Origin of the sequence: Sphingosinicella sp. CPCC 101087 (genome assembly GCF_004151485.1) — a bacterium.
Taxonomy (GTDB): Bacteria; Pseudomonadota; Alphaproteobacteria; order Sphingomonadales; family Sphingomonadaceae; genus Allosphingosinicella.
This window is the reverse complement of the sequence record NZ_SBFF01000001.1, coordinates 212,321-234,305: the sequence shown is the minus strand read 5'-3', so window position 1 is coordinate 234,305 and position 21,985 is coordinate 212,321. Positions and strand designations below refer to the sequence as shown.

Here is a 21,985-nt window from a genome sequence, read left to right as displayed (position 1 = left end):
GAGCGGCCATGCACCCTCCCGCAGCAGGGACGGATGGACGGCCCAAGCCCCTTGTCCGCCCTCGTCCACAAGCGGATAACGGGGCTAGCCAATCCGCTCCCCTCATTTCTATGGAAGCCAGGAGGTCGTCTTGATCTGGTTCACACTCACTGACGGGGACAGCATTGCCGTTGCCCCGGAGCATGTCCGCTACATCATCCCCACCGAAGGCGGCGAGACGGTCATCCATTTCTCCAGGGACGACCATTTCACCGTTTCCCAGACACCGACCGAGGTGGTCGCGCGGCTGGCCGACAAGCGAAAGCCGGCATCCCGCGCAAGGACCACCTCCTGACGGCCGTATCGTTCCTCGGCGGGAACGCAGACAGTGACTTTTCATTGACGGTACGTGCCGGCTTCGATCCTCAACGTGCGCAGCCTGCTCCTCGCCATCCTGATGCTGATGGCCGGGGGCGGCTATATGACCACTCTGGTGAGCTTGCGCCTGGAGGCGCAAGGCAGCGGCCCGATCCTCATCGGCCTCGTCGCGACCGCCTATTTCGTGGGTCTCACCCTTGGATCGCTTCGAGTACCGCCGGTGATCCAGCGCGTCGGGCACATTCGCGCCTTCGCGGCCTTCGTGTCGCTCTTTTCGGCGAGCACCCTGACGTATGCGGCTCTCGAGGCGCCGCTCTTCTGGGCCCTCCTGCGCCTGGTGGACGGCTTCTGCGTTGCCGGCGTGTTCGTCTGCCTCGAAAGCTGGCTCAACGATCGCGCGGAAGGCCCCGATCGAGGCGGGGTCCTCGCCGCCTACATGATCTTCCTCTATTCCGGTCAGGCGCTTGGCCAGCAATTGCTGAACGTCAGCGGCGGCGCCCCGGTCATGGCCTACGTCACCGCGTCGATCCTGATCTCGCTCGCCGTCATACCGGTGACCCTGACCCGGTCGGCGGGGCCGCCGATCGGCGAGAACTCATCCTTTTCGCTGAGCCGGCTCTACGCCGTCTCCCCGCTCGGCGTCGTTGGCGCCACTTTGACCGGGATCATGCTCGGGGCCTTTTACGGGCTGGGTCCCGTATACGCTCGTGGGCTCGGGATGGACTTGTCGGACACGGCATTCTTCATGAGCCTCGTCATCGTCGGGGGCATCGCCCTGCAATGGCCGCTCGGCCGCCTGTCCGATCGATTCGACCGCAGGCGGATCATCGTATTCGCCTTCGCCGGCACCGTCGGGGTGGGCGTCGCGCTTGCTCTGGTCGCGACGCCGGGCGTGCCGCTGATGATCGCCGGTTTTCTGTTCGGCGGCCTGAGTTTCGCGCTTTATCCGCTCTGCGTCGCCCATACCAATGACCATCTGACAGGGGGGCAGCGCGTCGCGGCGAGCGGCGGGTTGGTGCTGCTCTATTCGGCCGGCGCGGCCGCCGGTCCGCTCGTCGGAGCGGGTGCGATGTCGGCGGCCGGCCCCGGCGGCCTCTTCATTGCAGTGGCCGTCTGTGCCGCCGCTGCGGTCGCCTTCGGCCTGTGGCGCCAATGGGCGCGGGCGCCGGTGCCGAGCGAACGCCAGGGCGCCTACCAGATCCTGCCGCGAACCACCCCGATGTCCGCAAGGCTTGATCCTCGGACGCCGGATGGGGACAGTGCGGCCTCCCCCCCAAGCGACGCGGACCAGTCCGCGACAGCCAGGAGAACAGGATGACCGATGCCGCGAACCACGTCCCCGCCGGCGAGCCCGCCACCGATCCCCGCATCATCAGGCGGGCGATTGCCGCCTCGGCGATGGGCAACGCCACCGAATGGTTCGACTACGGCATTTATGCCTATGGCGTTGTCTACATCTCCGCAGCGCTCTTTCCGGGAGAGGCGGAGTCCGCAACCCTGTTCGCGCTCGGCACCTTCGCCATCTCCTTCCTCATCCGGCCTCTGGGTGGCCTGTTTTGGGGACCGCTCGGCGACCGCCTCGGCCGCAAATCGGTCCTCGCGTTCACCATCCTGCTGATGGCCGGCGCGACTGTCTGCGTCGGGCTCATCCCGGCCTATGACACGATCGGCTTCTGGGCCCCCGTGCTGCTCATCCTGCTCCGAATGGTCCAAGGCTTCTCGACCGGCGGGGAATATGGCGGCGCCGCCACCTTCATGGCCGAATATGCTCCCGACGCGCGACGCGGCTTCTACGGCAGCTTCCTCGAGGTCGGCACGCTTGCCGGCTTTTCGCTGGGCGCCCTGCTGATGCTGGGCTTCTCGCTCTGGCTCGGCAGCGAGGCGATGCACGAATGGGGCTGGCGCATTCCGTTCCTGGTCGCCGGCCCGATGGGGTTGATCGGCCTCTACCTGCGCTCCCGCATGGAGGACACGCCGATCTTCCGCGAGATCGAGCAGAAGGGGCAGAAGGAGAAAAGCAGCCGCAGCGAGCTGGCCGATCTGATGCGCGATTACTGGCGGCCGCTGCTGGTCATGGGCGGCATGGTCGTCGCCCTCAACGTCGTCAACTATACGCTGCTGAGCTACATGCCGACCTATCTCCAGCGGCGGCTGGGCCTGACCACCGAGGCCGCCCTGATCGTGCCGATCGCCGGCATGCTGTTCATGATGTTGTTCTTGCCCTTGGCCGGCGCCTTGTCCGACCGGTTTGGCCGCAAGCCGCTCTGGTGGTTCTCGCTGATCGGCCTGTTCGTCGCCGTCATCCCGCTCTACCACCTGATGGAGACCGGATTGGCCGGGGCGATCGTCGGCTTCGCCTTGCTCGGCTTCCTGTACGTGCCCCAGCTGGCGACGATCTCCGCGACCTTCCCGGCCATGTTCCCGACCCACGTCCGCTTTGCCGGCTTCGCGATTTCCTACAACGTCGCGACGTCGCTGTTCGGCGGCACGGCACCGGCGGCAAACAGCTGGCTGATCGACCGAACAGGGGACTCGCTCTTTCCGGCTTATTATATGATGGGTGCCTGCGTGGTCGGCGCCGTCGCCTTGCTCTTCCTGATCGAAACCGCCGGCAAGTCGCTGCGCGGCATTGCCCTGCCGGGCGAACGGTGAAGCACGGTCCTCCGATTCCAGCAAATCCGACCGGCTGCTGAGCGACGCGAGGCGGGAATCGAAGGATCACTCCCCCTTGAGGTGAGGGTCCTCGCGATAGCGCGTCTCGATGAAGCGGCGCTGGGTCTCGAAGCTCAAGTGCCGGTCGCGGCAGCATTGATCGATCAGATGGTCGAGCTCCTGGCCGACGATGTCGAGGCTTTCCGTGAAGCGTGACGTGCTTTCCGCCGCCGGCCCGCGCCGGCTCGGCGGCAGTTCGAGGTAGGAATCGACCAGCCGCGGCAGATGCTCGCCGATCAGCCGCCGCGCGTCGCCGGCAAGCGTCGAGCGGGGATCGAGCGTGTCGAGGTGCGGCTGCAGCTCGCTCAGCCGGGCGATAATCGCATCGGCAGCGGGGAGGGCTCGCCCGGGAAGCTCCTTGCTCCGGTCGATCAGTCCGTCCTCGGCGCGCACCGCCAGTTCGCCCAGAGGCACGACCGGCGTCTCCGCTGCCAGCTGCACCGCCCGCCGCGATGGCCAGAACAGCGACATGAGCGAGACGAGGAGCACGGTCGGCAGCGCCACCATCCAGGTGAGAAAGCCGATCTCGACGACGAAGATGCTGACCAGGACCAAAGCGAGCAGCAAGGCGACGAGAATGAAACCGGCGCGCCGCATGCGCCGAATCGCTTCCCGAAACTTGCGCTGGGCGCGGCGCTTTTGCGCCTCTCGCGCACTGCGCGAACGCAGATTGCGCCTGAGGAAATCCTCGGTTTCGTAAAGGACGCGTTCCAGCTCGAAGGCCATGTCCCGAACCCGGTCCTATTCGCTCCGGATGGCGCCGCTGCTATCCTTGTAGCGGCTTTCGATGAAGCGGCCCTGAGTCTCGAAGGCGGTGAGATCCTCGTGCGCCAGCTTGCGGCCCAGGTCGTCGAGTGCCGTCTTTGCCGCATCCAGTCCGGCGATCAGCCTTTCGTCCACGGTCATGCCTTCGCCGTCGCGCTCGTGTCGATAGGCGGGCGGCACCCGTTCGTATCGCTCGATCAGCTCGGGGAGGTGCTTGCCCATGAGCCGTCGCGCGTCCTGGGCAAGCGGGTCGAGAATCTGGGTCTCGCCGAGGCGGTTCTCGAGCAGCGGCAACTGCGCGCTGATCGCGTCGATGCGGCTCGCCGCCGGGGCGGGGAGGGCGGCGCGCTTGCGCACCAGCAGACTGTCCAGCCGCTGGACCACTGCCTGGTTGGGCATGTCCTCCCTGAACTCGACGATCGGCTTCTCGGACGGCCAGAAGGAGAAGAGGAGGACGGCGAGGAACATCAGGGCGGCGACGGCGAACAGGCCGCCTATCCCGATCGGCCCGACGATGAGGCCGAAGGCGATGGTGGCGGCGATCAGCAGCCCGATGGCGACGCCGATATTGGTTGCCTTGCGCGCAATTGCCGCCGCGCCGCGCGAGATGTTCCGGCGCTCCGCTGCGCGGGACGCGGACGTGCGGTCGATGCGACCGATCACATCGTCCATGCGGGCGATCATCTCGTTCACCCCGCGGGGACGACTCGGCATCTCAGCCCTCGAGTGCCGTCAGCGGCGATTCCGTGCCGGCGAGCCGGTTCTGCTCGACTCCCTCGGCGCGGGCGATATAGCCGCGGCTCTTCTCGACCTCCTTGCCGAGCACGTCGACGGTCTGCTTCATGTTCCCGAGCGCCTCGATCTTGAACCGGTCGATCGTGTCCATCGTCTCGTAGATGTTCTGGAAGGCGCGTTGCAGCGTTTCCAGCGGGATGGTCGACGAAGCCGCCTGCTTGTGAATCTCGCCCGACTGGGTCTTCAGGAGGATGCCGGTGCTCTCGATCATGTTGGCCGTGGTCGTGTTCAAGGCGGTAATCTGCTCGAGCACCAGCTTCTGGTTGGTCAGCGCCTGGGCAACCGTCACCGCCGTGCGCAATGCCGACACCGTCGTGGTCGATGCGCGGTCCACGCCCTTCACCAGCTCGATGTTGTTCTTCTTGACCAGGTCGAGCGCCAGATAGCCCTGGACCGTGACGGCCATCTGCGTGAGCAGGTCGGTGGTGCGCTGACGGGTATAGAAGAGGGCGGTCTCGCGGATCGCCTTGGCCTTGGCCGGCTCGGTGGCGTCCAGCTCGTTCGCTTTCTCCTCGAGCTTGGCGTCGAGCGTTTTGGAAATATGGATCATCTGCTCGAGCTTGCCCATCGTCCGCCACATCTGCGCGCGCTCGGTGTCTATCGCGGCATTGTCCTGCAAGAGCTCGTCCTTGCCGGACGCGAGGGCCGCGAGGATCTTGGCGATATGGGTCTGCGCCGACTGATATTTCATGAAGTAGCCGCGCAGGCTGTTGCCGAACGGGATGATCCCGAACAGCCGCCGCGGGCGGCTGATGTTGCCCCGGGCAGGATCGAGCGCCTCGACCGTCTTGCGCAGCTCCGTCAGATCGGCGCCGATCCCGGTGTCGCTGTTGATCGCCTTCACCGGCCGGTCGAGGAAGCGGTTGGAATGGCTCGCCGCCTCGGCAATCTCCTTGCGCCCCATGGTTGTCAGCTGGTCGACTTTCTTGCCGAAGTCGGGCGAATTGGAGTCGAGCGCCACCAGTTCGGCCACGAAGGTGTCCACCCTCTCCTCGAGCTGGCTTTTCTGCTCGTCCTTGAGCGGGACGAGGCCCGCGGCTTGCTCCGGCTGAACGGACTGCAGCGGGCTCGGCGCCTCCAGCGTCAGCGTCGGCGCGCTTCCCGCACGGGCCTCGGTCGATGTGTCGGTCTGGGTTGCCATGGCTTTCCCACTCCTTTGCGTTCCTCTTGAGATTGGGGCCTGCCGCGTTCCAGCGCAAGGGATAACGTGTATTATTTGGCTAGGTCACCGCGCGGTCACGGGAATTGTTCAGGCCAACTTCCACTTTCCTGAATCCCACCTGACGGCGCGGTTCAGAAGTTGCTCAGCCGAATCGGTCTACACCCCTCCTCGATCACGGGGCGATCCCGAGATCCAGTATTCAAAGGAGCAGAACATGCGCAAAGCGATTCTCGGATTGGCCGCGGTCACCATGGCCGTCCCCGTCGTTGCGACGCCCGCTTATGCCTACGGCCATTACGACAATGGCCGCTACAGCCGCCATTATGACAGCAACGGCTATTATAATGGCCCGACATGGCGCGGACGCGACGGTCGTCGCTACTGCCGCCGCTCCAACGGAACGACCGGCCTGATCATCGGCGGCGCCGCCGGCGCACTCGCGGGCCGTGCGATCGATACTCGCGGCGAGCGCGCGACCGGCACCATCCTGGGAGCCGCCGCCGGAGCCCTGCTGGGCCGTGAAATCCAGCGCGGCCGCAGCCGCTGCCGCTGATCTAGCGCTTTCCGGGTCCGCGCCTGAAGCTTGGACCCGTTGCGAGGAGACGCCCCGGCCTTCCCCCAGGCCGGGGCGTTTTCCTTTTGCGCCAACCCCCGCGTGCTGTGCCGCGCGGATCTCATCCGGTGGTGGCCCACGGCCGGGTTGAACGCGAGCGGCGGGCAGGGCATGGCGTCGATTCGAAAGGAGACGCCATGAGATTGCTGCTCGTTCTTGGATCCGCCGCCTCCCTTGTCGCCGTCGCGGCCTGCAACTCGGCGGGCGAGGCGCCGCCCGATCAACAGGCCGAGGCCGCGCGCAACGTCGCCGCCGGCGAGGCCGTGCCGGACGATATCGCCGCCGTGATGAAGGCGCGTCACGAGCATTATGAGGAAATGGGCAAGGCGATGAAGGGCATCGGCGACCAGCTCAAGTCCGGCTCTCCCTCGGTCGAGACGATCCAGGGCCACGCCGCCCTGATCGCGGGCTTCGGGCCGCAGATCCTCACCTGGTTTCCCGAAGGCAGTGGCCCGGAGACCGGCGTCGAAACCCGCGCGAAGGCGGAGATCTGGCAAGACGCCGCGACGTTCAGGGAGCGGGCACAGGCATTCGAGGCAGAATCGGCCCGCTTCAACCAGACGGCCCAATCGGGCGACCTCGAAGCGATCCGCGCCGCCGTTCCGGCTTTGGGCAAGGCCTGCAGCAATTGCCACGACCTGTTCCGGGCGCCCGAGGACTGACCGGGGCCGCTCGCCGATGCGGGGAAGGATCTGGGACGCGCCGACCAGGCTGTGCCACTGGCTGCTGGTCGTTCTGATCCCTGCCGCCTGGTGGACCGCCGAGAACGAATGGCTCGACTGGCACTATCGGATCGGCCTGACGATCGTGACCTTGCTGGTCTTTCGGCTCGCCTGGGGGATCGTCGGCAGCTCCACCGCTCGCTTCGCGAGCTTTGTCAGGGGGCCCGGCGCGATCTGCGCCTATCTGACCGGACGCGGGACCGGCTCGATCGGCCACAACCCGCTCGGCGCGCTCAGCGTGCTCGCGATGATCGGCCTTCTTGTCGTCCACGTCGCATTCGGCCTGGTCTCGACCGATCAGGATGGCCTGAGCCCCGCCCCCTTGGCGCATCTCGTCAGCTATGAGGTTTCCGAGGAAGCCCAGGATCTGCACGAGACGAGTTTCAACCTTCTGCTCGTGCTTATCGGCGTCCATGTCGCGGCGGTCCTCTATTATGCCCTGTTCAAACGTCAGGATCTGGTCGGTCCGATGCTGACCGGGCGGGGAAAGCTTCCGGACGGCGTCGAGCCGATGCGCCCCGCGCCAGCGTGGCGGATGGCGCTGGCGTTCATCGTCGCACTGCTGTTCGCCTGGTGGATCTGGAGCGGCGCGCCGCTATGACCCACGACCCCGGCCGGGGGTCTTCGCCCACAGGCGTCGCCTTTCGCGCTTGATCCTTCTCCTCGCGTGCAGGCGGCGAGATATCTTGCCGGCTACGACGCCAATGAGGTCTCGCCGGCACGCAGCGACCGCATCTTCAACGCCCGCCTACAAATCCGGAAGCACCTGGTCGGACTCGCCCCAACCCTGCAGATTCAGCCCCGTCGCACGCTCGACGAGCAGGTCCGCATCACGGACCGTGAAGCTCGCGCCGCTCTCCATCCCATCCAGTTCGTCCCAATGGACCGGCGCCGCCACCGGCGCGCCCTCGCGCGCCCGGGCCGAATAAGGCAGGATTGCCGTCGCGCCGCGTTGATTACGCAGATAGTCGAGGAACATGCGTCCCTTGCGGCTCGCCTTGGCGAGGTTGGCGGTGAACCGGTCAGGTTCTGCCGTCGCCAGCGCCGTCGCGAAGCGCTGGGCGAAATCCTTGACCTGCGGCCATCGAGCCTCGGGTTGCAGCGGCACGACGACGTGCACGCCCTTGCCGCCGGTCAGCATCGGAAAACTCTGAAGGCCGATGTCGGCGAGGTGGGCCCGCAGGTCTCGCGCTGCCTTCTTCACGTGATCGAAGCCCAGACCGACGTCGGGATCGATGTCGAAGACGAGGCGGTCGGGCTTTTCGACGTCCTCGATCCGCGAGCCCCAGCCGTGGATCTCGATCGTGCCCATCTGGATGAGGGTGACTAGGCCGTCCTGATCGTCGACGAACAGATAGTCCTCGATCTGCCCCTTCTTCTCCTCGATCGGGATGCGGCGGACCTTGTCGCCGAACGTGCCGGCATCATGCTTCTGGAAGAAGCATTTCTTTCCCCGGCCGCCGGGGCAGCGGACCAGCGTCAGCGGCCGGCTCGCGGCCCAGGGCAGCATCAGGGGCGCCACTGCACGGAGATAGTCGGCGAGGTCGCCTTTCGTGATCCCGGCCTCCGGAAAGAGCGTGCGACCCGGATTGCTGATCTTGACCGTGTCGCCCGTCCTGAGCGGAGTCGAGGCGCTGGCGCGATGCGGCACGGATTGCGGCCGCTCGGCAACCACTTCCGTCGCCGGCTTGTCGCCGCGCAGGCCGAGGAAGCTGGCGTGGCGGACGACTCCGTCCGAAGTGAATTCGGCGAAGGCGATCTCGGCGACCAGTTGGGGTTTCACCCAATGGGCTCCGCGGGCTTCCGCGCGCGGCACGGCGACCGGCGCCTTTCCAACCTCGATGCGGCGCAGCCGATCCGAAAGGTCCTGGAGAGTCTTCATGCTGAAGCCGGTCCCCACCTTTCCGGCGTAGCGCAGCTTCCCGCTCTCGTTGAGCGCGAGCAGCAGCGATCGCAGGGCCCGGCCCTTGCTCTCGCTGGGTGTCCAGCCGACGATCACGAATTCCTGCCGGTTCGTGCATTTGACCTTGAGCCAGTTGCGGGTCCGTGCGCCGCGATAGGGCGCGTCGGCGCGCTTGGAGATGATCCCTTCCTGGCCGGCCTCGCACATTGCGTCGAACAATTGCTCGCCCTTGCCGACGATGTGATCGGCATAGAGGATGAAGGGCGGCCGACCTTCCCCCACCAACTCGGCCAGTCGCGCCTTGCGTTCGATGTTGGGCAGGCCGGTGAGCGTCTCCCCCTCTATCTCGAGCGCATCGAACAGGAACAGGGTAAGGCCTCGGCCGCCTTCGCTGATCGCCTGCTGCAGCGCGGAAAAGCCGGTATTTCCCTTTTCGTCGAGGCGGACGATCTCGCCGTCGAGCAGGGCCGATCCCGGCACGAGTCCGGCCGCGGCCTCGGCGATTTCGGGGAACTTGTCGCTCCAGTCGAGCCCCTTGCGCGTGAAGATCGCGACCCTGCCGCCGCCGACGGCCAGCTGGCAGCGATAGCCGTCATATTTCATCTCGTGGATCCAGCCCGACCCGCTCGGGACGTGGTCGACCAGGGTTGCCTTCTGCGGCTCGCGGAAAGCCGGAAGCGCGCCGGCTGCGTTGCGGCTTTTCGACTCCGTGCGGGCGGATGCCAGGCGCTTGGGCTTTCTCTTCCAGCTCGGCAGGAGGTTCGCCTTCTTGCCGGCGGCGATTTCCTGCATCGACCGGCCGGTCTTTATCGAGGTGAGATATTTATCGGTGAGGCCGGTGGGGTTGCCGACATGCTCGTCCGCCACCTTGCGCAGGATCCAATTCTCCTTCTTGTCCCCGGGGCGCGGCGAGAGGCGGATCAGGATCCATTCGCCCTTCATTCGCTCTCCGTGCACGGTGAAGTGCAGGTGCCCCTTCTTCAGGCTCTGGCGCGGATCCTTGCCCGGCACCGGCTCCCAGACGCCCCGGTCCCACAGCATCACCGTGCCGCCGCCATATTCGTCCTTCGGGATCGTGCCCTCGAAGGTGGCGTAGGCGAGCGGATGGTCCTCTGTCCGGATGGCGAGGCGCTTGTCGGCGGGATCGAGGCTCGGCCCGTTGGGCACCGCCCAGCTCTTGAGCACGCCGTCCAGCTCGAGCCGCAGGTCGTAATGGAGCCGGGTAGCGTCGTGCTTCTGGATCATGAAGCCGTCGCCGTCGCCCCAGGCGAGCTTCTCACGCCCTCCGGCCGGCTCTGCCGTCTTGGAGAAGTCCCGCTTGCGGTTGTAGGTTTCCAGCGCGTCCTGATCTCGAGCCATCTGGATTTCGGGGGTCCTAGGCCCGCTTGCGGGCCGGCTCCGCGCCAGCGCTCTTCTTCGCCGGTGCCTTCTTGGCAGCAGGCTTTTTCGGCGCCGGCGCCTTCTTCACGGGCGCCTTCTTCGCCGCGCTCTTGCGGGCCGGTGCCTTGCCGGTTTCGCCAGGCTTCTCGATCGAGCGCTTGAGCGCCGCCATCAGGTCGACGACGTTCATGCCCTTCTCCGGGCGGGCCTCGTCCTCATCCGTATGAATGGTCTTGCCCTTGCGCTTTCGCTCGATGAGGTCCTCCAGCGCCTCGACATAACGGTTGTGGAACTGGCCGGGATCGAACTTCGCCGTCTTGCGATCGATCAAGGCTTCCGCCAGGTCGAGCAGCTCCTCGTCCGGCTCGGCATTCTCGATATCGCGGAAATAGTTCTGGGCCTTGTTCACTTCGTCGGCATAGCGAAGCGTCTCGAGGACGATGCCGCGTCCGCACGGCTTCAGGCTCACCACATATTCGCGACCGCGCATGGCGAGCTGGCCGATCGCGACCTTGCGCGTCCGCCGCAGCGCCTCGCGGAGCACGATATAGGCCTCCTCCGCGAGGTCGTCGGCCGGGACGACATAATAAGGCTTCTCGTAATAGAGCACGTCGATCTCGTCATGGTCGACGAACTGCGTGAGCTCGAGCGTCTTCTTGCTCTCCAGCTTGACCGCCTCGATCTCCTCGTCCTCGAGCAGGACGTAGGAGCCCTTCTCATATTGATAGCCCTTGACGATCTCGTCGGGGTCGACCGGACCGATTCCCGGCACAACCTTCTCATATTTGATCCTCTTGCCGGACGGCTCGTGGATCTGGTTGAAGGCGATGGACGCTCCGCTCTTCGTGGCGGTGAAGATCTCGACGGGGATGGAGACGAGGGCAAGCCTGATCTGCCCCTTCCAATAGGCGCGTGCGGCCATGAATCTGCTCCGGTGGATCGGTTCGGCGCCGACTCAATCCGCGGAGAGGGAAGGGGTTCCGCGGGACTTGTGGGGCGTCAGCCAAACAGATGCGGCGCGTGCAAGGAGCCGGCTGCGCAAATGCGGAGGGGTCGAGGGTTTTCCCCCGTATGGGAACCAATGGTAATTGGAGGAGGAAACAATGCCGTATCCAGGAGGGGGAGTACAAACCCTCGGCGCCCGCTTGGGCTGCGGAGCAACGTTCGCGATCGGCCTTTGTGCTCTTGTCCCCGATCCTCTGGGCGGTCGCTTGGGGCGGCGCCCATTGCGATCCCTTACCTGCGTGCCGGCGAGCCATCGGGCTGAGATTCCTGTTGGATGCCTCGGCTATCCTGATCGCGGCCGCATTTGTTGGTCTCTCGCTTCGCTCAATCGTGAACAGGCTCGCGGCACGCCGCCTTGACGAAGGCACCTCGCCGCTCCTCGTCGGCGGCGTAGTTGTCTTGACACTGGCTGTCGTGGCCGCCGCGATCTGGAGCGGGTTCGCGATGATGGACCGGCTGAGTCGCTAGACCCGCCGTCCCGCCACGCGGGCACCGGATCTGAACGCTAGACGGGTATCTCCGTCGTATATTTCACCTGCCGCAGAGCGAAATTGCTGGCTGCATTGGCGACGCTCGGATGGGCCAGCACGCCGCGCATGATGAACCGGTCGTAATCCGCCACGTCCTCGACCGCGATCCGAAGCAGATAGTCCCACTCGCCGGACATGGCGTAGCATTCGACGATCTCGGCGCGCGAACGGATGAATTGCTCGAACTCGGCGCGTGCCTCGACGGTCTGCCGGCTCATTCGCACCTGGCACAGCACATTGACGGCGCGGCCCAGCTTCTCCGCGCTGGCGAGGCGCACGGTTGCGCCGAGCACAGCTTCCTTCTCGAGGTTGCGCACGCGCCGCCACACCGAGGCGGCGGACGCCCCGACGCGCTCGGCCAGAGCGGCGTGGCTGAGGCTGGCATCGCGCTGCACTTCTCGAACGATTCGGCGGTCTATCTCATCCAGCTGATACACTCTCTTCGCGATCTTCGATATTGGTGAAACAGGTGTTTCACCAACCCTGCCTTTCCTGTCAATCTTTGATGACACTTGCGCAGCCGTCATCTGTAAGAGCATGGCCGACGGGTAGCGACACGAACGAAAAGGAGGTTTGGGTGACCGTCAAGCTGCTCGACAGGCTCGAAGAACAACCGGCTGATGCGCTGTTGGCGCTGATCGCGCTGGCAGAGGCCGATCCGCGACCGGAGAAGGTCGACGTCGGCGTGGGCGTCTATCGCGACGCTGCCGGCAACACGCCGATCCTGCGCGCGATGAAGGTGGCCGAGCGGCGCCTGCTCGAGAGTCAGGAGACGAAGGCCTATCTCGGCTCCCAGGGCGATGTCCGTTTCGTCGAAATGATCAAGCCGATCGTCTTCGGCGAGGCTGCCCTCTCCGACGAACGAATCGTCGGCGTGCAGACGCCCGGTGGCTGCGGGGCGCTGCGGCTGGGCGCCGAGCTGATCGCCAAGGCGGACCCCCAGGCGCGAATCTTCGTCGGCCAGCCGACCTGGCCGAACCATCAGCCGCTGATCGGTTGCGCGGGGGTCGAGATGGTCGACCATCCCTATTACGACAAAGCGAACCGGGCGATCCTGTTCGACGAGATGATGGACGCGCTCCGCAAGGCGCGGGCCGGCGATCTCGTCCTCCTCCACGGCAGCTGCCACAACCCCACCGGTGCGGACCTCGACCTGGATCAATGGCGTGCCATCGCCGACCTCGTCGCCGAACGCGGCCTGGTTCCCTTCGTGGACATTGCCTATCAGGGTCTCGGCAACGGCCTGGAGGAAGATGCCGCCGGGACGAGGCTCGTCGTCGAGGCGGCCGAGCAGGCGCTGGTCGCCCAGAGCTGCGACAAGAATTTCGGAATCTATCGCGAGCGCACCGGCACCTTGTTCGTCAAGGGATCCAGCGTTCGCGGCGCCGAGATCGTGCTGGGCAATCTCGTGTCGCTGGCTCGCACGATGTGGTCCATGCCGCCCGATCACGGCGCCGCCTGCGTCCGCATCATCCTCGAGGATCCGGAGCTCCGCGCCGACTGGCGGGCGGAGCTCGAGGAGATGTGTGCCCGCATCCGCACGCTTCGCGGCCGCCTCGCCGCCTTCGATCCGCGGCTCGACTATATCGGCCGGCAGAACGGCATGTTCTCGATGCTCCCGCTTTCGCCCGACGCGGTGCTGGCGCTGCGCAGGAGCCACGGAATCTACATGGCGGGAAGCGGCCGATTCAATGTCGTGGGCCTTTCTGACGAGAGCGTCGACTATTTCGCCGCCGCCGTCGTCGAGCAAATGGCGGAGCCGGCCTATGCCTGACGCGCGCCTGCGCGAACGGACTGAACGGGCCAATGCGCCCGACCCCGCTTTCGATTGGAAGCGGATCGCCTATCTCGTTCATGTCAGCCGCGCGCTGGACCGGCTTGAGGAGGAGACGCTCGTCCCCGAGCGCAAGGTCCTCTACCAGTTCAGCGCGCGCGGGCACGACATGGCCCAGGTCATGCTCGGCAGCCGCCTGACCCATGCCCATGACGGTGCCTGCGGCTATTACCGGTCGCGGCCGCTGCTTCTCGCTTTGGGCGTGCCGCTCGCCGACGCCTTGGGCTCGGACATGGGCCGTGCCGGCGGCTATTCGGACGGTCGGGACATCGGCGTTGTGTTCAACTATCCCAACCCAAACGGCTGCCCGGCGCTGCCGATGGCGGGCGGCGTCGGCGCCCAATATACGCCGACCGCGGGCTGGGCCCAGGCGATCCGTTATTACCACGAGACGCTGGGCGAGAGCGCCTATGATCAGGCGGTCGCGGTCGTCCTGGGCGGTGACGCGTCGGTGGCGACCAACGGTTTCTGGTCGGCGCTGACCATCGCCACCACCCAGAAGCTGCCGATGCTCTTCTATGTCGAGGACAATCAATACGGCATTTCGGTGCCGTCCACGGTCCAGACTCCGGGCGGTGACATCGCCCGCAACCTGGCGAGCTTCGGAAACCTCCACATTCTGTCCGGCGACGGCACCGAGCCGGGGGAAGCAGCGCGCTTGCTCGAGGAGGCGCTCGGCCACGTTCGCGGTGGCGAGGGGCCGGCGCTGCTTCGCCTCACCGTGCCGCGGCTCCAGGGACATAGTGCGCAGGACACCCAGACCTACAAGCCGCGCGAGGTGGTCGAGTCGGAATGGGCGCGCGATCCGCTGCCAAAGCTCAAATCCTATCTGCTCGGATCGCTGCTCGATGAGGCGGAATGGGACGGGATCGCCCGCCGGGCCGAGGCCGACGTCGAGGCGGCGCGCCAGGAGGCCGAGGCGCGAGAAGTCGCGGATCCGGAAAGCGTCACCGCCAACGTTTTCTACGAAGGCGCTATGCAGGCGCGGGGCGGACAGTGGACGCGCGGCTATCGCGCTCCCCCATCCACCGAGACGCCGCGCCCGGAAGGCCAGCGCATCAACATGGTCACGGCGATCCGCCGCACCCTCGATCACGAGCTGGCGATCAATAAGCGCGTATTGCTGTTCGGCGAGGATATCGGCCCGAAGGGCGGGGTCCATGCGGTGACCCTGGGGCTGCAGGAAAAGCATGGCGCAGACCGGGTGTTCGACACCAGCCTCAGCGAGGAAGGCATCGTCGGACGCGCCGTCGGCATGGCCCTGGCCGGGCTGATGCCGGTGCCGGAGATCCAATTCCGCAAATATGCGGAGCCCGCGCTGGAGCAGATCAACGATTGCGGCACGATGCGTTGGCGCACCAACAACCGCTTCGCTGCACCGATGGTGCTGAGGATGCCGGTCGGCTTCTTCAAGTGCGGCGATCCCTGGCATAGCCAGACCAACGAAGTGCAGTTCGTGCACAATCCGGGCTGGCAGGTCGCGGTGCCGTCCAACGCAGAGGATGCGGTCGGGCTGCTGCGTTCGGCGCTCCGCGGCAACGATCCCACCGTCTTCTTCGAGCATCGGGCCATGCTCGACGATGCCTGGGCACGCCGGCCCTATCCCGGCGACGATTATGTGCTGCCGTTCGGCCGCGCGAAGAAGGTGCGCGAGGGCGACCGGATCAGCATCATCACCTGGGGCGCGATGGTGCCGCGCTGCGAGGCGGCCGCGGCGGACGTTTCCGCGGACGTCATCGACCTGCGTACCCTGATGCCCTGGGATCGCGAAACGGTGCTGGAATCGGTGCGGCGCACCCGCCGCTGCCTCATCGTCCACGAGGACCTGCGTACCGGCGGCTTCGGCGCCGAGATCGCCGCCGTTGTGGCGGACGAGGCGTTCCTCGATCTCGATGCGCCGGTCTCGCGGCTGACGATGCCGGATATACCCAGCCCGCACAACCCGAAGCTTCTCGACTGGGCAGTGCCGTCGGTGGAGCGGATCCGGGCGAAGATCGACGAACTGGTGGGATTCTGATGCCGCGCCCCAAGCCTTTCTTCCTGCGTCACCCCAATGCGGGCCGGGGTCCGTACGGCCTCCGCTTGGATCCCGGCCGTCGCCGGATTGACGGCTTGCGGGGAGCGCCATGATCGACGTCCTCGTCCCCATGGAGCAGGAGGGCACCAAGGCCGTCGTTCGCGCCTGGCTGAAGCAGGTCGGCGACCGGGTCGAGGAGAACGACCCGCTCGTTGAGCTGGAGACCGACAAGGTCGCGATGGAGGTCCCCGCCCCCGCCGCCGGGGTGCTGCGCGAGATCCTGCTCCACAGCGACGAGGACGCCGTGCCGGGGGCGGTCCTGGGCCGCATCGCGCCGGTTGCCGAGGCGGGCATGGGCGGGCAGGCGGCGGTTCCACCGGCCGGTGCCGGGTCGCGCCGCCCGTCCGCGCCGGCGCCGCGGCCCGACCGAGACGCTGCTCCTGCTCCGGACCGCGAGACCCGACTTTCGCCGTCGGTCAAGCGCGCGATCCTCCAGCACGACATAGATCCGGCGCACATTGTCGGTACCGGCCGCGGTGGACGCATCACCCGCGCGGACGTCGATCGGGCGGTCGAGGAGGCGACCCGCGTCGGCAAGGCGGCCGAAGGCGTGATGCCCGCCGCAACCGGTGACATACGCTCGCACTTCGTCCCGCACGACAAGATGCGCCTTCGCATCGCCGAGAACATGCTGGGCTCGGTCACTCAGGCGCCGCATGTCACCGCGGTTTTCGAGGCGGATTTCAGCGCCATCATCGAGCATCGCCACCGCCACAAGGCTGCGTGGGCCAAGGAGGGCGTCAAGCTCAGCTATACTGCTTACCTCGTCGCCGCAGCCGCGGAAGCGATGAAGGCATCGCCATCGATCAACAGCCGCTGGCATGCGGATAAGCTCGAGATCTACGACGATATCAATGTCGGGGTCGGCACCGCGCTGGGCACGAAGGGCTTGATCGTGCCGGTGCTGCGGCAGGTCCAGAAGCTCTCGCTGAAGGGCGTGGCCGCCGGCCTCGACGACCTGGTCGAGCGCGCCCGTGCGGAGAGATTGAGCGCGGCCGACGTGAAGGGCGGCACCTTCACCATCTCCAATCACGGAGTGTCGGGATCCCTGTTCGCGGCACCGATCATCATCAACCAGCCGCAATCGGCCATCCTTGGCGTGGGCAAGCTGGAGAAGAGGGTAGTCGTGCGCGAAGCCGGTGGCGTCGACGCGATCCAGATCCGCCCGATGGCCTATGTGTCGCTGACCATCGACCATCGCGTGGTCGACGGGCACCAGACCAACGCCTGGCTCAGCCGCTTCGTCGAACTGCTAGAGACCTGGCCCATCGATTGAGGTTGTTCGCGGGCACAGCGTCCCGCTTCCGTCGTCCGTGCGAAAGTCAGACCCAAGCGCGCGGAGGTGCCGATTCAGCATGGTCGTAGTTCATGGATGCCGGATCAAATCCGTGGCAGGCAGGTCCAGCGATGGCAGAGGAATGGTGCGCTCCCGGCGAAGAAATCGCTTGGCTCCCTGATAGGTCGACCGGCCAGAGCCATCGGGTTGCTTAAGCACTTCTTCACGGCGGTCGCGTAGCGCGCTTCGCGGAGAGGATACTGGAATGACGCAACTCGTGTGCGCCATTGACGGCGAGAACGTCTCTTTCGCGCTGGTGACCGACGCGTCCGAAGGGCGGCTCGATGCGGTGCGTCTGTTCCGCACCACAGATTTTCCGACGTTCACCGACGCGCTTCAGACCTATACGCGCGAGAACCGCCTCTCCACCGCCGGCCTGCCGCTCGGTCTGGCGGTCGCGGGGGTCACCGGCGGCGACGTGATCAGCCTTGCCAATTGCCGCTGGTACATTTCGGTCAGCGGCCTTCGCGCCTTCCTCGCCCGCGAGCCGCTGCTGATCAACGACTTCGAAGCGATCGCCTGGTCGCTGGCCGATGTCGATACCGCTCGCCTGACCCGGGTCGGTCCGTTGCCCCCCAGGGCGGTTGCGCCGGGCCGTCGGTTCCTCGTCGTCGGAACCGGGCCGGGGCTCGGCATGGCGAGCTTGATCGTCGGGGAATCGGAGGCCGTCACGGTAATGGCCGGGGAGGGCGGGCACAGCAGCTTCGCGCCGCAGACCAAAGAGGAGGACGCCCTGCTCTTGCAGCTGCGCGCGCGCTTTGGCCACGTCTCGTTCGAGCGGCTATTGGCAGGCGTCGGGCTGCAGACCATCCATGCCGCGATTGCAGAAGCCAAGGGGCGCCCCGGTGCGCCGCCCGCGCCTGAAGCGATCGTTACCGGGGCATTGCGCGGCGACCCGATCGCGCTCGAAGCTGCCGACCTTTTTACCGCAATTCTCGGCTCTTTCGCAGGCAACATGGCGCTGAGCACGAGCGCGTTCGACGGCCTCTTCCTGGTCAGCCCGCTGCTCCGATCGATGCTGCCCCTGATCGAGCGCGGACGCTTCCGCGCCGCCTTCGTCGCCAAGGGTCGAATGCGCAAGGCACTGGAGCAGGTGCCGGTCAGCTTTGCCACCGACGATCATGCGCGGCTGCTCGGAGTGGCCGCGGCCATGCGAGCCCGTGGTTTCGGCCTGGGGGACCTGCGCCGGGAGCGTCCTGCCGCCTGATCGGTAGGCCGTCGCGGCCCCCGCTCAGGGCGCCGGGGGCGTTCCAGAGAGGCTAGTCGGTCCGGGCATGAGGCTCGGTCGACTGGTCGTGCTGACCGCCCGGATCAGTAATTCCGCCGAGCGCCACGTTCGCGGCGTCGCCAGTGTCCGATCGGCTGATGTCGCCGAGCGAGACGATGCCGACAAGCTTCTTCTCGCGACTGAGAACGGGGAAGCGGCGAACCTGAGAATCGCTCATCTTCATCGCCACCTGCTCTACGTCGTCATCCTCGTAGCAATATTCGACGCTGTCGCTCATCGCCTCCCGGACCGGCGTATCGGGGCCGCGTCCCTGCGCTACGGCGCGAACCGCAATGTCGCGGTCGGTGACCATCCCCACGAGCCTGTCCCCATCGCACACCGGCATGCTGCCGCTATCGGTGCGGAGCATGAATTGGGCGGCTTCCTGAATCGGTTGGTCTGGCTTCACGATCTGAACGTCGCGGCTCATGCATTCGGCAACCTTCATGATGGTCTTCCTTTCGCTCGGGCGGTTGCGAAGGAAAACAATCCGGCCGAACTCAGCGTTCCGGTTCTGGCCGGTGGCCGACGCGCCGGGGAAACCTTTCGGCGAACCCCCCGCCAGTGGGCCGGAGCCGCTTCCTTGATAAGCCGTCGCCGAGTCCGCCGGGCTATTTCGCCGGCACCGGCACGATATCGATCTCGTAAAGGCGTGGCCAATATTTGCCGGTCACGAACAGGCGGTCGCCCGCTGCATCGTAGGCGATCCCGTTGAGCACGCTGTCGCGGCTCGCTCCCGACGTTTCCCGTACCAGCTCGGTGAGATCGATCCAACCCGTGACCCGTCCGTCCGTCGGGTCGATCCGCGCGATCATCGGCGTCATCCAGACATTGGCGAAGACTTCGCCATTCACCCATTCCAGTTCGTTGAGTCGCGGCACTGGCGTGCCACCGTCGGTGACCGTGACGCGCCGCTGCTCGGCCAATGTTTCCGGATCGAGAAAGCGCAATTGTGCGGTGCCGTCGCTCATGATGATCTCGCGGCCGTTCTGAGTAAGGCCCCAGCCCTCGCCGGGATAGCGCCACTCGCTCATGCGGCGGAGCGTGGCCCTGTCCCAGCGAAAGCCGATCCCGCTCCGCCAGCTGATGCTGATGATCTGGTCGGCCCAGTTGACGATCCCCTCGCCGAACAGCGGCGGCGGAATGTCGGCCGACTGGACCACGCGCCCGTCCTCGAGATTGACACGGCGGATAGTCGATTGGCCGACATGACCTGTGCTCTCGTAGAGATCCCCGTCGAGATAGAAGAGACCCTGGGTGAAGGCGCGGCCGTCATGCGGATAGGCGCGCACCACGCGGTAATCGTAGACCGGGGTGCGAGCCTCCCTCGCGAGGTCGGCCGGCGGCGCGGGTGCCTGGCCGCAGGCTACCAGCGCGATGAGGGCGATGAGGGCAGTACGCACCGACACTCCTCTTCTCACGGTTCGTTCATCGTCAGCAGGTCGTAGCTGGCCACGACTTCGCCCTTCTGATTGAACACGAAGACGGCCCAGCGCACCTCGCCCATCTCGGCATTGCGGACGCTCATAGATTTGACCGTCAGCTCCACCCGGATCGTGTCGCCCGGATAAACCGGCGTCTGGAATCGCAGATTCTCGAGCCCGTAATTGGCGAGGACCGGTCCCGGCGCCGGATCGACGAACAAGCCCGCCGCGAAGGAGAGGATGAGATAGCCGTGCGCGACGCGGCCGTCGAAGATCGGATTGGCCCTGGCGGCCTCCTCGTCCATATGGGCGTAGAAATTGTCCCCGGTGAAGCGCGCGAAGCGTTCGATATCCTCGAGATTGACCTGCCGGCCAGCCGTCTTGAGCGTGTAGCCGATATCGAGCTCGGCGATACGCTTGCGGAACGGATGAACCTCGCCCTCCTGCTTCGCCGCGCCGGGCAGCCACTGCTTCACGATCGCCGCGAGCATGTCGGGGCTGCCCTGGAGCGCGGTGCGCTGCATGTAATGCGTGACCCCGCGGATCCCGCCCATCTCCTCGCCGCCCCCGGCGCGGCCCGGACCGCCATGGACGAGGACGGGGAGGGGAGAGCCGTGGCCGGTCGACTCCCTGGCCGACGTCCGGTCGAGGATCAGCATTCGGCCATGATAGGCGCCAGATCCGAGCACGAAACGCTCGGCCGCCTCGGGATCGAAGGTGAAAAGCGAGAGGGCGAGCGATCCCATGCCGCGATTGGCGAGCGCGATCGCGTCGTCCAAGTCGCGATAAGGCATGATCGTCGAAACCGGCCCGAACGCCTCGACATCATGGATCGCCGGCGCGTTCCAGGGATTGTCCGAACGCAGCAGGATCGGCGAGATGAAGGCGCCGTTGCCGGCGACTGGAGAGATATCCGGATCGCCGGCGACGATCCGCGCCGACCTGGCGAGCTCGGCGATTGCCTCGCGCACCGAGGCGAGCTGCTCGCGGCTGGCGAGCGCGCCCATCTGCACCCCTTCTTCGCGCGGATCGCCGATCCGGACGCTGGCGAGCCGTTCGGCAAGCGCCTGCTCGACCGCGTCGATATACTCGGCGGGGGCCATGGCGCGACGGATGGCGGTGCATTTCTGCCCCGCCTTGACCGTCATCTCGCGCGCCACCTCCTTGACGAAGAGGTCGAATTCGGGCGTGCCCGGTCCCGCATCCGGACCGAGGATGGAGGCGTTGAGCGAATCGCGTTCGGCGACGAAGCGCACGCTCTCTTTGGCGATCACCGGGTGCGACTGCAGCTTCATCGCGGTCGCCGCCGATCCGGTGAAGGAGACGACGTCCTGAAGCGTGAGATGGTCGAGCAGGTCGCCCGTCGAGCCGGCAATGAACTGAAGCGCGCCGTCCGGCAGCACCCCCGCCTCGATCATGATCCTGAACGCGGCCTCGGCGAGGTAAGCGGTGGACGAGGCCGGTTTCACGATTGCGGGCACGCCGGCGAGCAGGGTCGGGCCCAATTTCTCGAGCATGCCCCAGACCGGGAAGTTGAACGCGTTGATATGGACGGCGACGCCCTGGAGCGGGGTGAAGACATGCTGGCCGACGAAGGTGCCGCCCTTGGACAGCATCTCCATCTGTCCGTCGATCAGCACCCGCTGGTTCGGAAGTTCCCGCCGCCCCTTGGAGGAGAAGGAGAAGAGGGTGCCCGCGCCGCCCTCTATGTCGATCCAGCCGTCGCTGCGGGTAGCCCCCGTCTCAAAGCTGAGTTCGTACAGTTCCTCCTTGCGCGCCATGATCGCGTTGGCGACGTCCTTCAGCATCCAGGCGCGCTCATGGAAGGTCAGCTTCCTCAGCGCCGGGCCGCCGACGCGGCGGGCATGGTCGAGCATCGCCTTGAAGTCGACGCCGGCGCTGCCGGTTTGCGCCACGACGTCGCCACTGACGGCGCTTCGGATTTCCGCGAGCGAGCCTTCGCCGGCGACCCAGGAGTCGCGGGCATAATTGAGCAGCTTCAGGGTCTTCATCCTACACTCCGTTCGGCCTTGGCCTCTACTTCGATACGGCACTTCTGGAACCCGCTCATCCCGAGCAACGGCTGAGCTGAAGCCTGCCCTG

The 21,985-nt window shown here is 66.3% G+C and carries 19 protein-coding genes; 10 read left to right on the top strand and 9 right to left on the bottom strand.

Annotated features, from left to right (window positions below; genetic code table 11):
• Nucleotides 1-130: 130 nt before the first annotated feature.
• The 3 genes from EKM57_RS01120 to EKM57_RS01110 are packed head-to-tail and all read left to right on the top strand — an operon-like array spanning nt 131 to nt 3,009.
• Nucleotides 131-334, top strand: coding sequence for a hypothetical protein (locus tag EKM57_RS01120; RefSeq protein ID WP_129790620.1), 204 nt, complete (start codon nt 131-133; stop codon nt 332-334).
• Nucleotides 335-388: 54 nt separating this feature from the next.
• Nucleotides 389-1,675, top strand: a complete 1,287-nt coding sequence (locus tag EKM57_RS01115; RefSeq protein ID WP_129790619.1) for an MFS transporter — start codon at nt 389-391, stop codon at nt 1,673-1,675.
• Entirely contained in the window at nt 1,672-3,009 is a 1,338-nt protein-coding gene (locus EKM57_RS01110; RefSeq protein WP_129790618.1) for an MFS transporter, read from the top strand. The genes EKM57_RS01115 and EKM57_RS01110 overlap by 4 nt, the downstream gene beginning before the upstream one ends.
• Nucleotides 3,010-3,075: 66 nt before the next feature.
• Here the strand turns inward: EKM57_RS01110 and EKM57_RS01105 are convergent, their stop codons facing one another.
• The 3 genes from EKM57_RS01105 to EKM57_RS01095 are packed head-to-tail and all read right to left on the bottom strand — an operon-like array spanning nt 3,076 to nt 5,770.
• Entirely contained in the window at nt 3,076-3,795 is a 720-nt protein-coding gene (locus EKM57_RS01105; protein ID WP_129790617.1) for a hypothetical protein, read from the bottom strand.
• A gap of 15 nt (nt 3,796-3,810) precedes the next feature.
• Nucleotides 3,811-4,548, bottom strand: coding sequence for a hypothetical protein (locus EKM57_RS01100; protein ID WP_129790616.1), 738 nt, complete (start codon nt 4,546-4,548; stop codon nt 3,811-3,813).
• A 1-nt stretch (nt 4,549) separates the two neighbouring features.
• Nucleotides 4,550-5,770 (bottom strand): toxic anion resistance protein, encoded by a 1,221-nt coding sequence (locus EKM57_RS01095; protein WP_129790615.1) that lies wholly within the window; start codon nt 5,768-5,770, stop codon nt 4,550-4,552.
• Nucleotides 5,771-6,005: 235 nt separating this feature from the next.
• On the opposite strand from EKM57_RS01095, the gene EKM57_RS01090 reads away from it, so the two are divergent.
• The 3 genes from EKM57_RS01090 to EKM57_RS01080 all read left to right on the top strand — a co-directional run bounded on the left by EKM57_RS01090 (nt 6,006) and on the right by EKM57_RS01080 (nt 7,727).
• Nucleotides 6,006-6,344 (top strand): glycine zipper 2TM domain-containing protein, encoded by a 339-nt coding sequence (locus EKM57_RS01090; RefSeq protein ID WP_129790614.1) that lies wholly within the window; start codon nt 6,006-6,008, stop codon nt 6,342-6,344.
• A gap of 197 nt (nt 6,345-6,541) precedes the next feature.
• Nucleotides 6,542-7,066 carry a cytochrome c gene (locus tag EKM57_RS01085; RefSeq protein ID WP_129790613.1) on the top strand — a complete coding sequence of 175 codons (525 nt, stop codon included), beginning with the start codon at nt 6,542-6,544 and terminating at the stop codon, nt 7,064-7,066.
• A 16-nt stretch (nt 7,067-7,082) separates the two neighbouring features.
• Nucleotides 7,083-7,727, top strand: a complete 645-nt coding sequence (locus EKM57_RS01080) for a cytochrome b/b6 domain-containing protein (RefSeq protein ID WP_129790612.1) — start codon at nt 7,083-7,085, stop codon at nt 7,725-7,727.
• Between the two features lie 147 nt (nt 7,728-7,874).
• Here EKM57_RS01080 and ligD read toward each other — a convergent pair whose 3' ends face one another.
• The 3 genes from ligD to EKM57_RS01065 form a co-directional block, all read right to left on the bottom strand.
• Nucleotides 7,875-10,388: a DNA ligase D gene (gene ligD, locus EKM57_RS01075; protein WP_129790611.1), complete on the bottom strand. Its 2,514-nt coding sequence runs from the start codon at nt 10,386-10,388 to the stop codon at nt 7,875-7,877.
• Nucleotides 10,389-10,404: 16 nt separating this feature from the next.
• The gene (locus EKM57_RS01070) at nt 10,405-11,331 is read right to left on the bottom strand and encodes a Ku protein (RefSeq protein ID WP_129790610.1); all 927 of its coding nucleotides are present in this window, start codon (nt 11,329-11,331) and stop codon (nt 10,405-10,407) included.
• A gap of 588 nt (nt 11,332-11,919) precedes the next feature.
• Entirely contained in the window at nt 11,920-12,381 is a 462-nt protein-coding gene (locus tag EKM57_RS01065) for an Lrp/AsnC family transcriptional regulator (protein WP_371414108.1), read from the bottom strand.
• A 140-nt stretch (nt 12,382-12,521) separates the two neighbouring features.
• Here EKM57_RS01065 and EKM57_RS01060 point away from each other — a divergent pair, with 140 nt between their 5' ends.
• The 4 genes from EKM57_RS01060 to EKM57_RS01045 all read left to right on the top strand — a co-directional run bounded on the left by EKM57_RS01060 (nt 12,522) and on the right by EKM57_RS01045 (nt 18,398).
• The gene (locus tag EKM57_RS01060; protein WP_243450839.1) at nt 12,522-13,718 is read left to right on the top strand and encodes an amino acid aminotransferase; all 1,197 of its coding nucleotides are present in this window, start codon (nt 12,522-12,524) and stop codon (nt 13,716-13,718) included.
• Nucleotides 13,711-15,795, top strand: coding sequence for a transketolase C-terminal domain-containing protein (locus tag EKM57_RS01055; protein WP_129790607.1), 2,085 nt, complete (start codon nt 13,711-13,713; stop codon nt 15,793-15,795). The genes EKM57_RS01060 and EKM57_RS01055 overlap by 8 nt, the downstream gene beginning before the upstream one ends.
• A 109-nt stretch (nt 15,796-15,904) precedes the next feature.
• Nucleotides 15,905-17,131 carry a dihydrolipoamide acetyltransferase family protein gene (locus tag EKM57_RS01050; RefSeq protein ID WP_129790606.1) on the top strand — a complete coding sequence of 409 codons (1,227 nt, stop codon included), beginning with the start codon at nt 15,905-15,907 and terminating at the stop codon, nt 17,129-17,131.
• Nucleotides 17,132-17,396: 265 nt separating this feature from the next.
• A complete protein-coding gene (locus EKM57_RS01045; RefSeq protein ID WP_129790605.1) occupies nt 17,397-18,398 on the top strand; it encodes a glucokinase in 1,002 nt (333 codons plus the stop codon).
• A 52-nt stretch (nt 18,399-18,450) separates the two neighbouring features.
• On the opposite strand, the gene EKM57_RS01040 is transcribed toward EKM57_RS01045, so the two are convergent.
• From EKM57_RS01040 to paaZ, 3 genes are all read right to left on the bottom strand, one after another.
• On the bottom strand, nt 18,451-18,906 hold the full coding sequence (locus EKM57_RS01040) for a CBS domain-containing protein (protein WP_129790604.1): 456 nt from the start codon (nt 18,904-18,906) through the stop codon (nt 18,451-18,453).
• Nucleotides 18,907-19,069: 163 nt separating this feature from the next.
• The gene (locus EKM57_RS01035; RefSeq protein ID WP_129790603.1) at nt 19,070-19,861 is read right to left on the bottom strand and encodes a glutaminyl-peptide cyclotransferase; all 792 of its coding nucleotides are present in this window, start codon (nt 19,859-19,861) and stop codon (nt 19,070-19,072) included.
• A 14-nt stretch (nt 19,862-19,875) separates the two neighbouring features.
• Complete coding sequence (gene paaZ, locus EKM57_RS01030) at nt 19,876-21,894, bottom strand: phenylacetic acid degradation bifunctional protein PaaZ (protein ID WP_129790602.1); 2,019 nt, start codon at nt 21,892-21,894, stop codon at nt 19,876-19,878.
• Nucleotides 21,895-21,985: the final 91 nt, after the last annotated feature.

Excerpts from the sequence above, each read along its gene's own strand:
- EKM57_RS01080 (WP_129790612.1), top strand. The coding sequence starts at position 7,083 with ATGCGGGGAAGGATCTGGGACGCGCCGACCAGGCTGTGCCACTGGCTG.
- EKM57_RS01100 (WP_129790616.1), bottom strand. The coding sequence starts at position 4,548 with ATGCCGAGTCGTCCCCGCGGGGTGAACGAGATGATCGCCCGCATGGAC.
- EKM57_RS01095 (WP_129790615.1), bottom strand. The coding sequence starts at position 5,770 with ATGGCAACCCAGACCGACACATCGACCGAGGCCCGTGCGGGAAGCGCG.
- paaZ (WP_129790602.1), bottom strand. The coding sequence starts at position 21,894 with ATGAAGACCCTGAAGCTGCTCAATTATGCCCGCGACTCCTGGGTCGCC.
- EKM57_RS01105 (WP_129790617.1), bottom strand. The coding sequence starts at position 3,795 with ATGGCCTTCGAGCTGGAACGCGTCCTTTACGAAACCGAGGATTTCCTC.
- ligD (WP_129790611.1), bottom strand. The coding sequence starts at position 10,388 with ATGGCTCGAGATCAGGACGCGCTGGAAACCTACAACCGCAAGCGGGAC.
- EKM57_RS01070 (WP_129790610.1), bottom strand. The coding sequence starts at position 11,331 with ATGGCCGCACGCGCCTATTGGAAGGGGCAGATCAGGCTTGCCCTCGTC.
- EKM57_RS01085 (WP_129790613.1), top strand. The coding sequence starts at position 6,542 with ATGAGATTGCTGCTCGTTCTTGGATCCGCCGCCTCCCTTGTCGCCGTC.
- EKM57_RS01090 (WP_129790614.1), top strand. The coding sequence starts at position 6,006 with ATGCGCAAAGCGATTCTCGGATTGGCCGCGGTCACCATGGCCGTCCCC.
- EKM57_RS01045 (WP_129790605.1), top strand. The coding sequence starts at position 17,397 with ATGACGCAACTCGTGTGCGCCATTGACGGCGAGAACGTCTCTTTCGCG.
- EKM57_RS01110 (WP_129790618.1), top strand. The coding sequence starts at position 1,672 with ATGACCGATGCCGCGAACCACGTCCCCGCCGGCGAGCCCGCCACCGAT.
- EKM57_RS01055 (WP_129790607.1), top strand. The coding sequence starts at position 13,711 with ATGCCTGACGCGCGCCTGCGCGAACGGACTGAACGGGCCAATGCGCCC.
- EKM57_RS01040 (WP_129790604.1), bottom strand. The coding sequence starts at position 18,906 with ATGAAGGTTGCCGAATGCATGAGCCGCGACGTTCAGATCGTGAAGCCA.
- EKM57_RS01050 (WP_129790606.1), top strand. The coding sequence starts at position 15,905 with ATGATCGACGTCCTCGTCCCCATGGAGCAGGAGGGCACCAAGGCCGTC.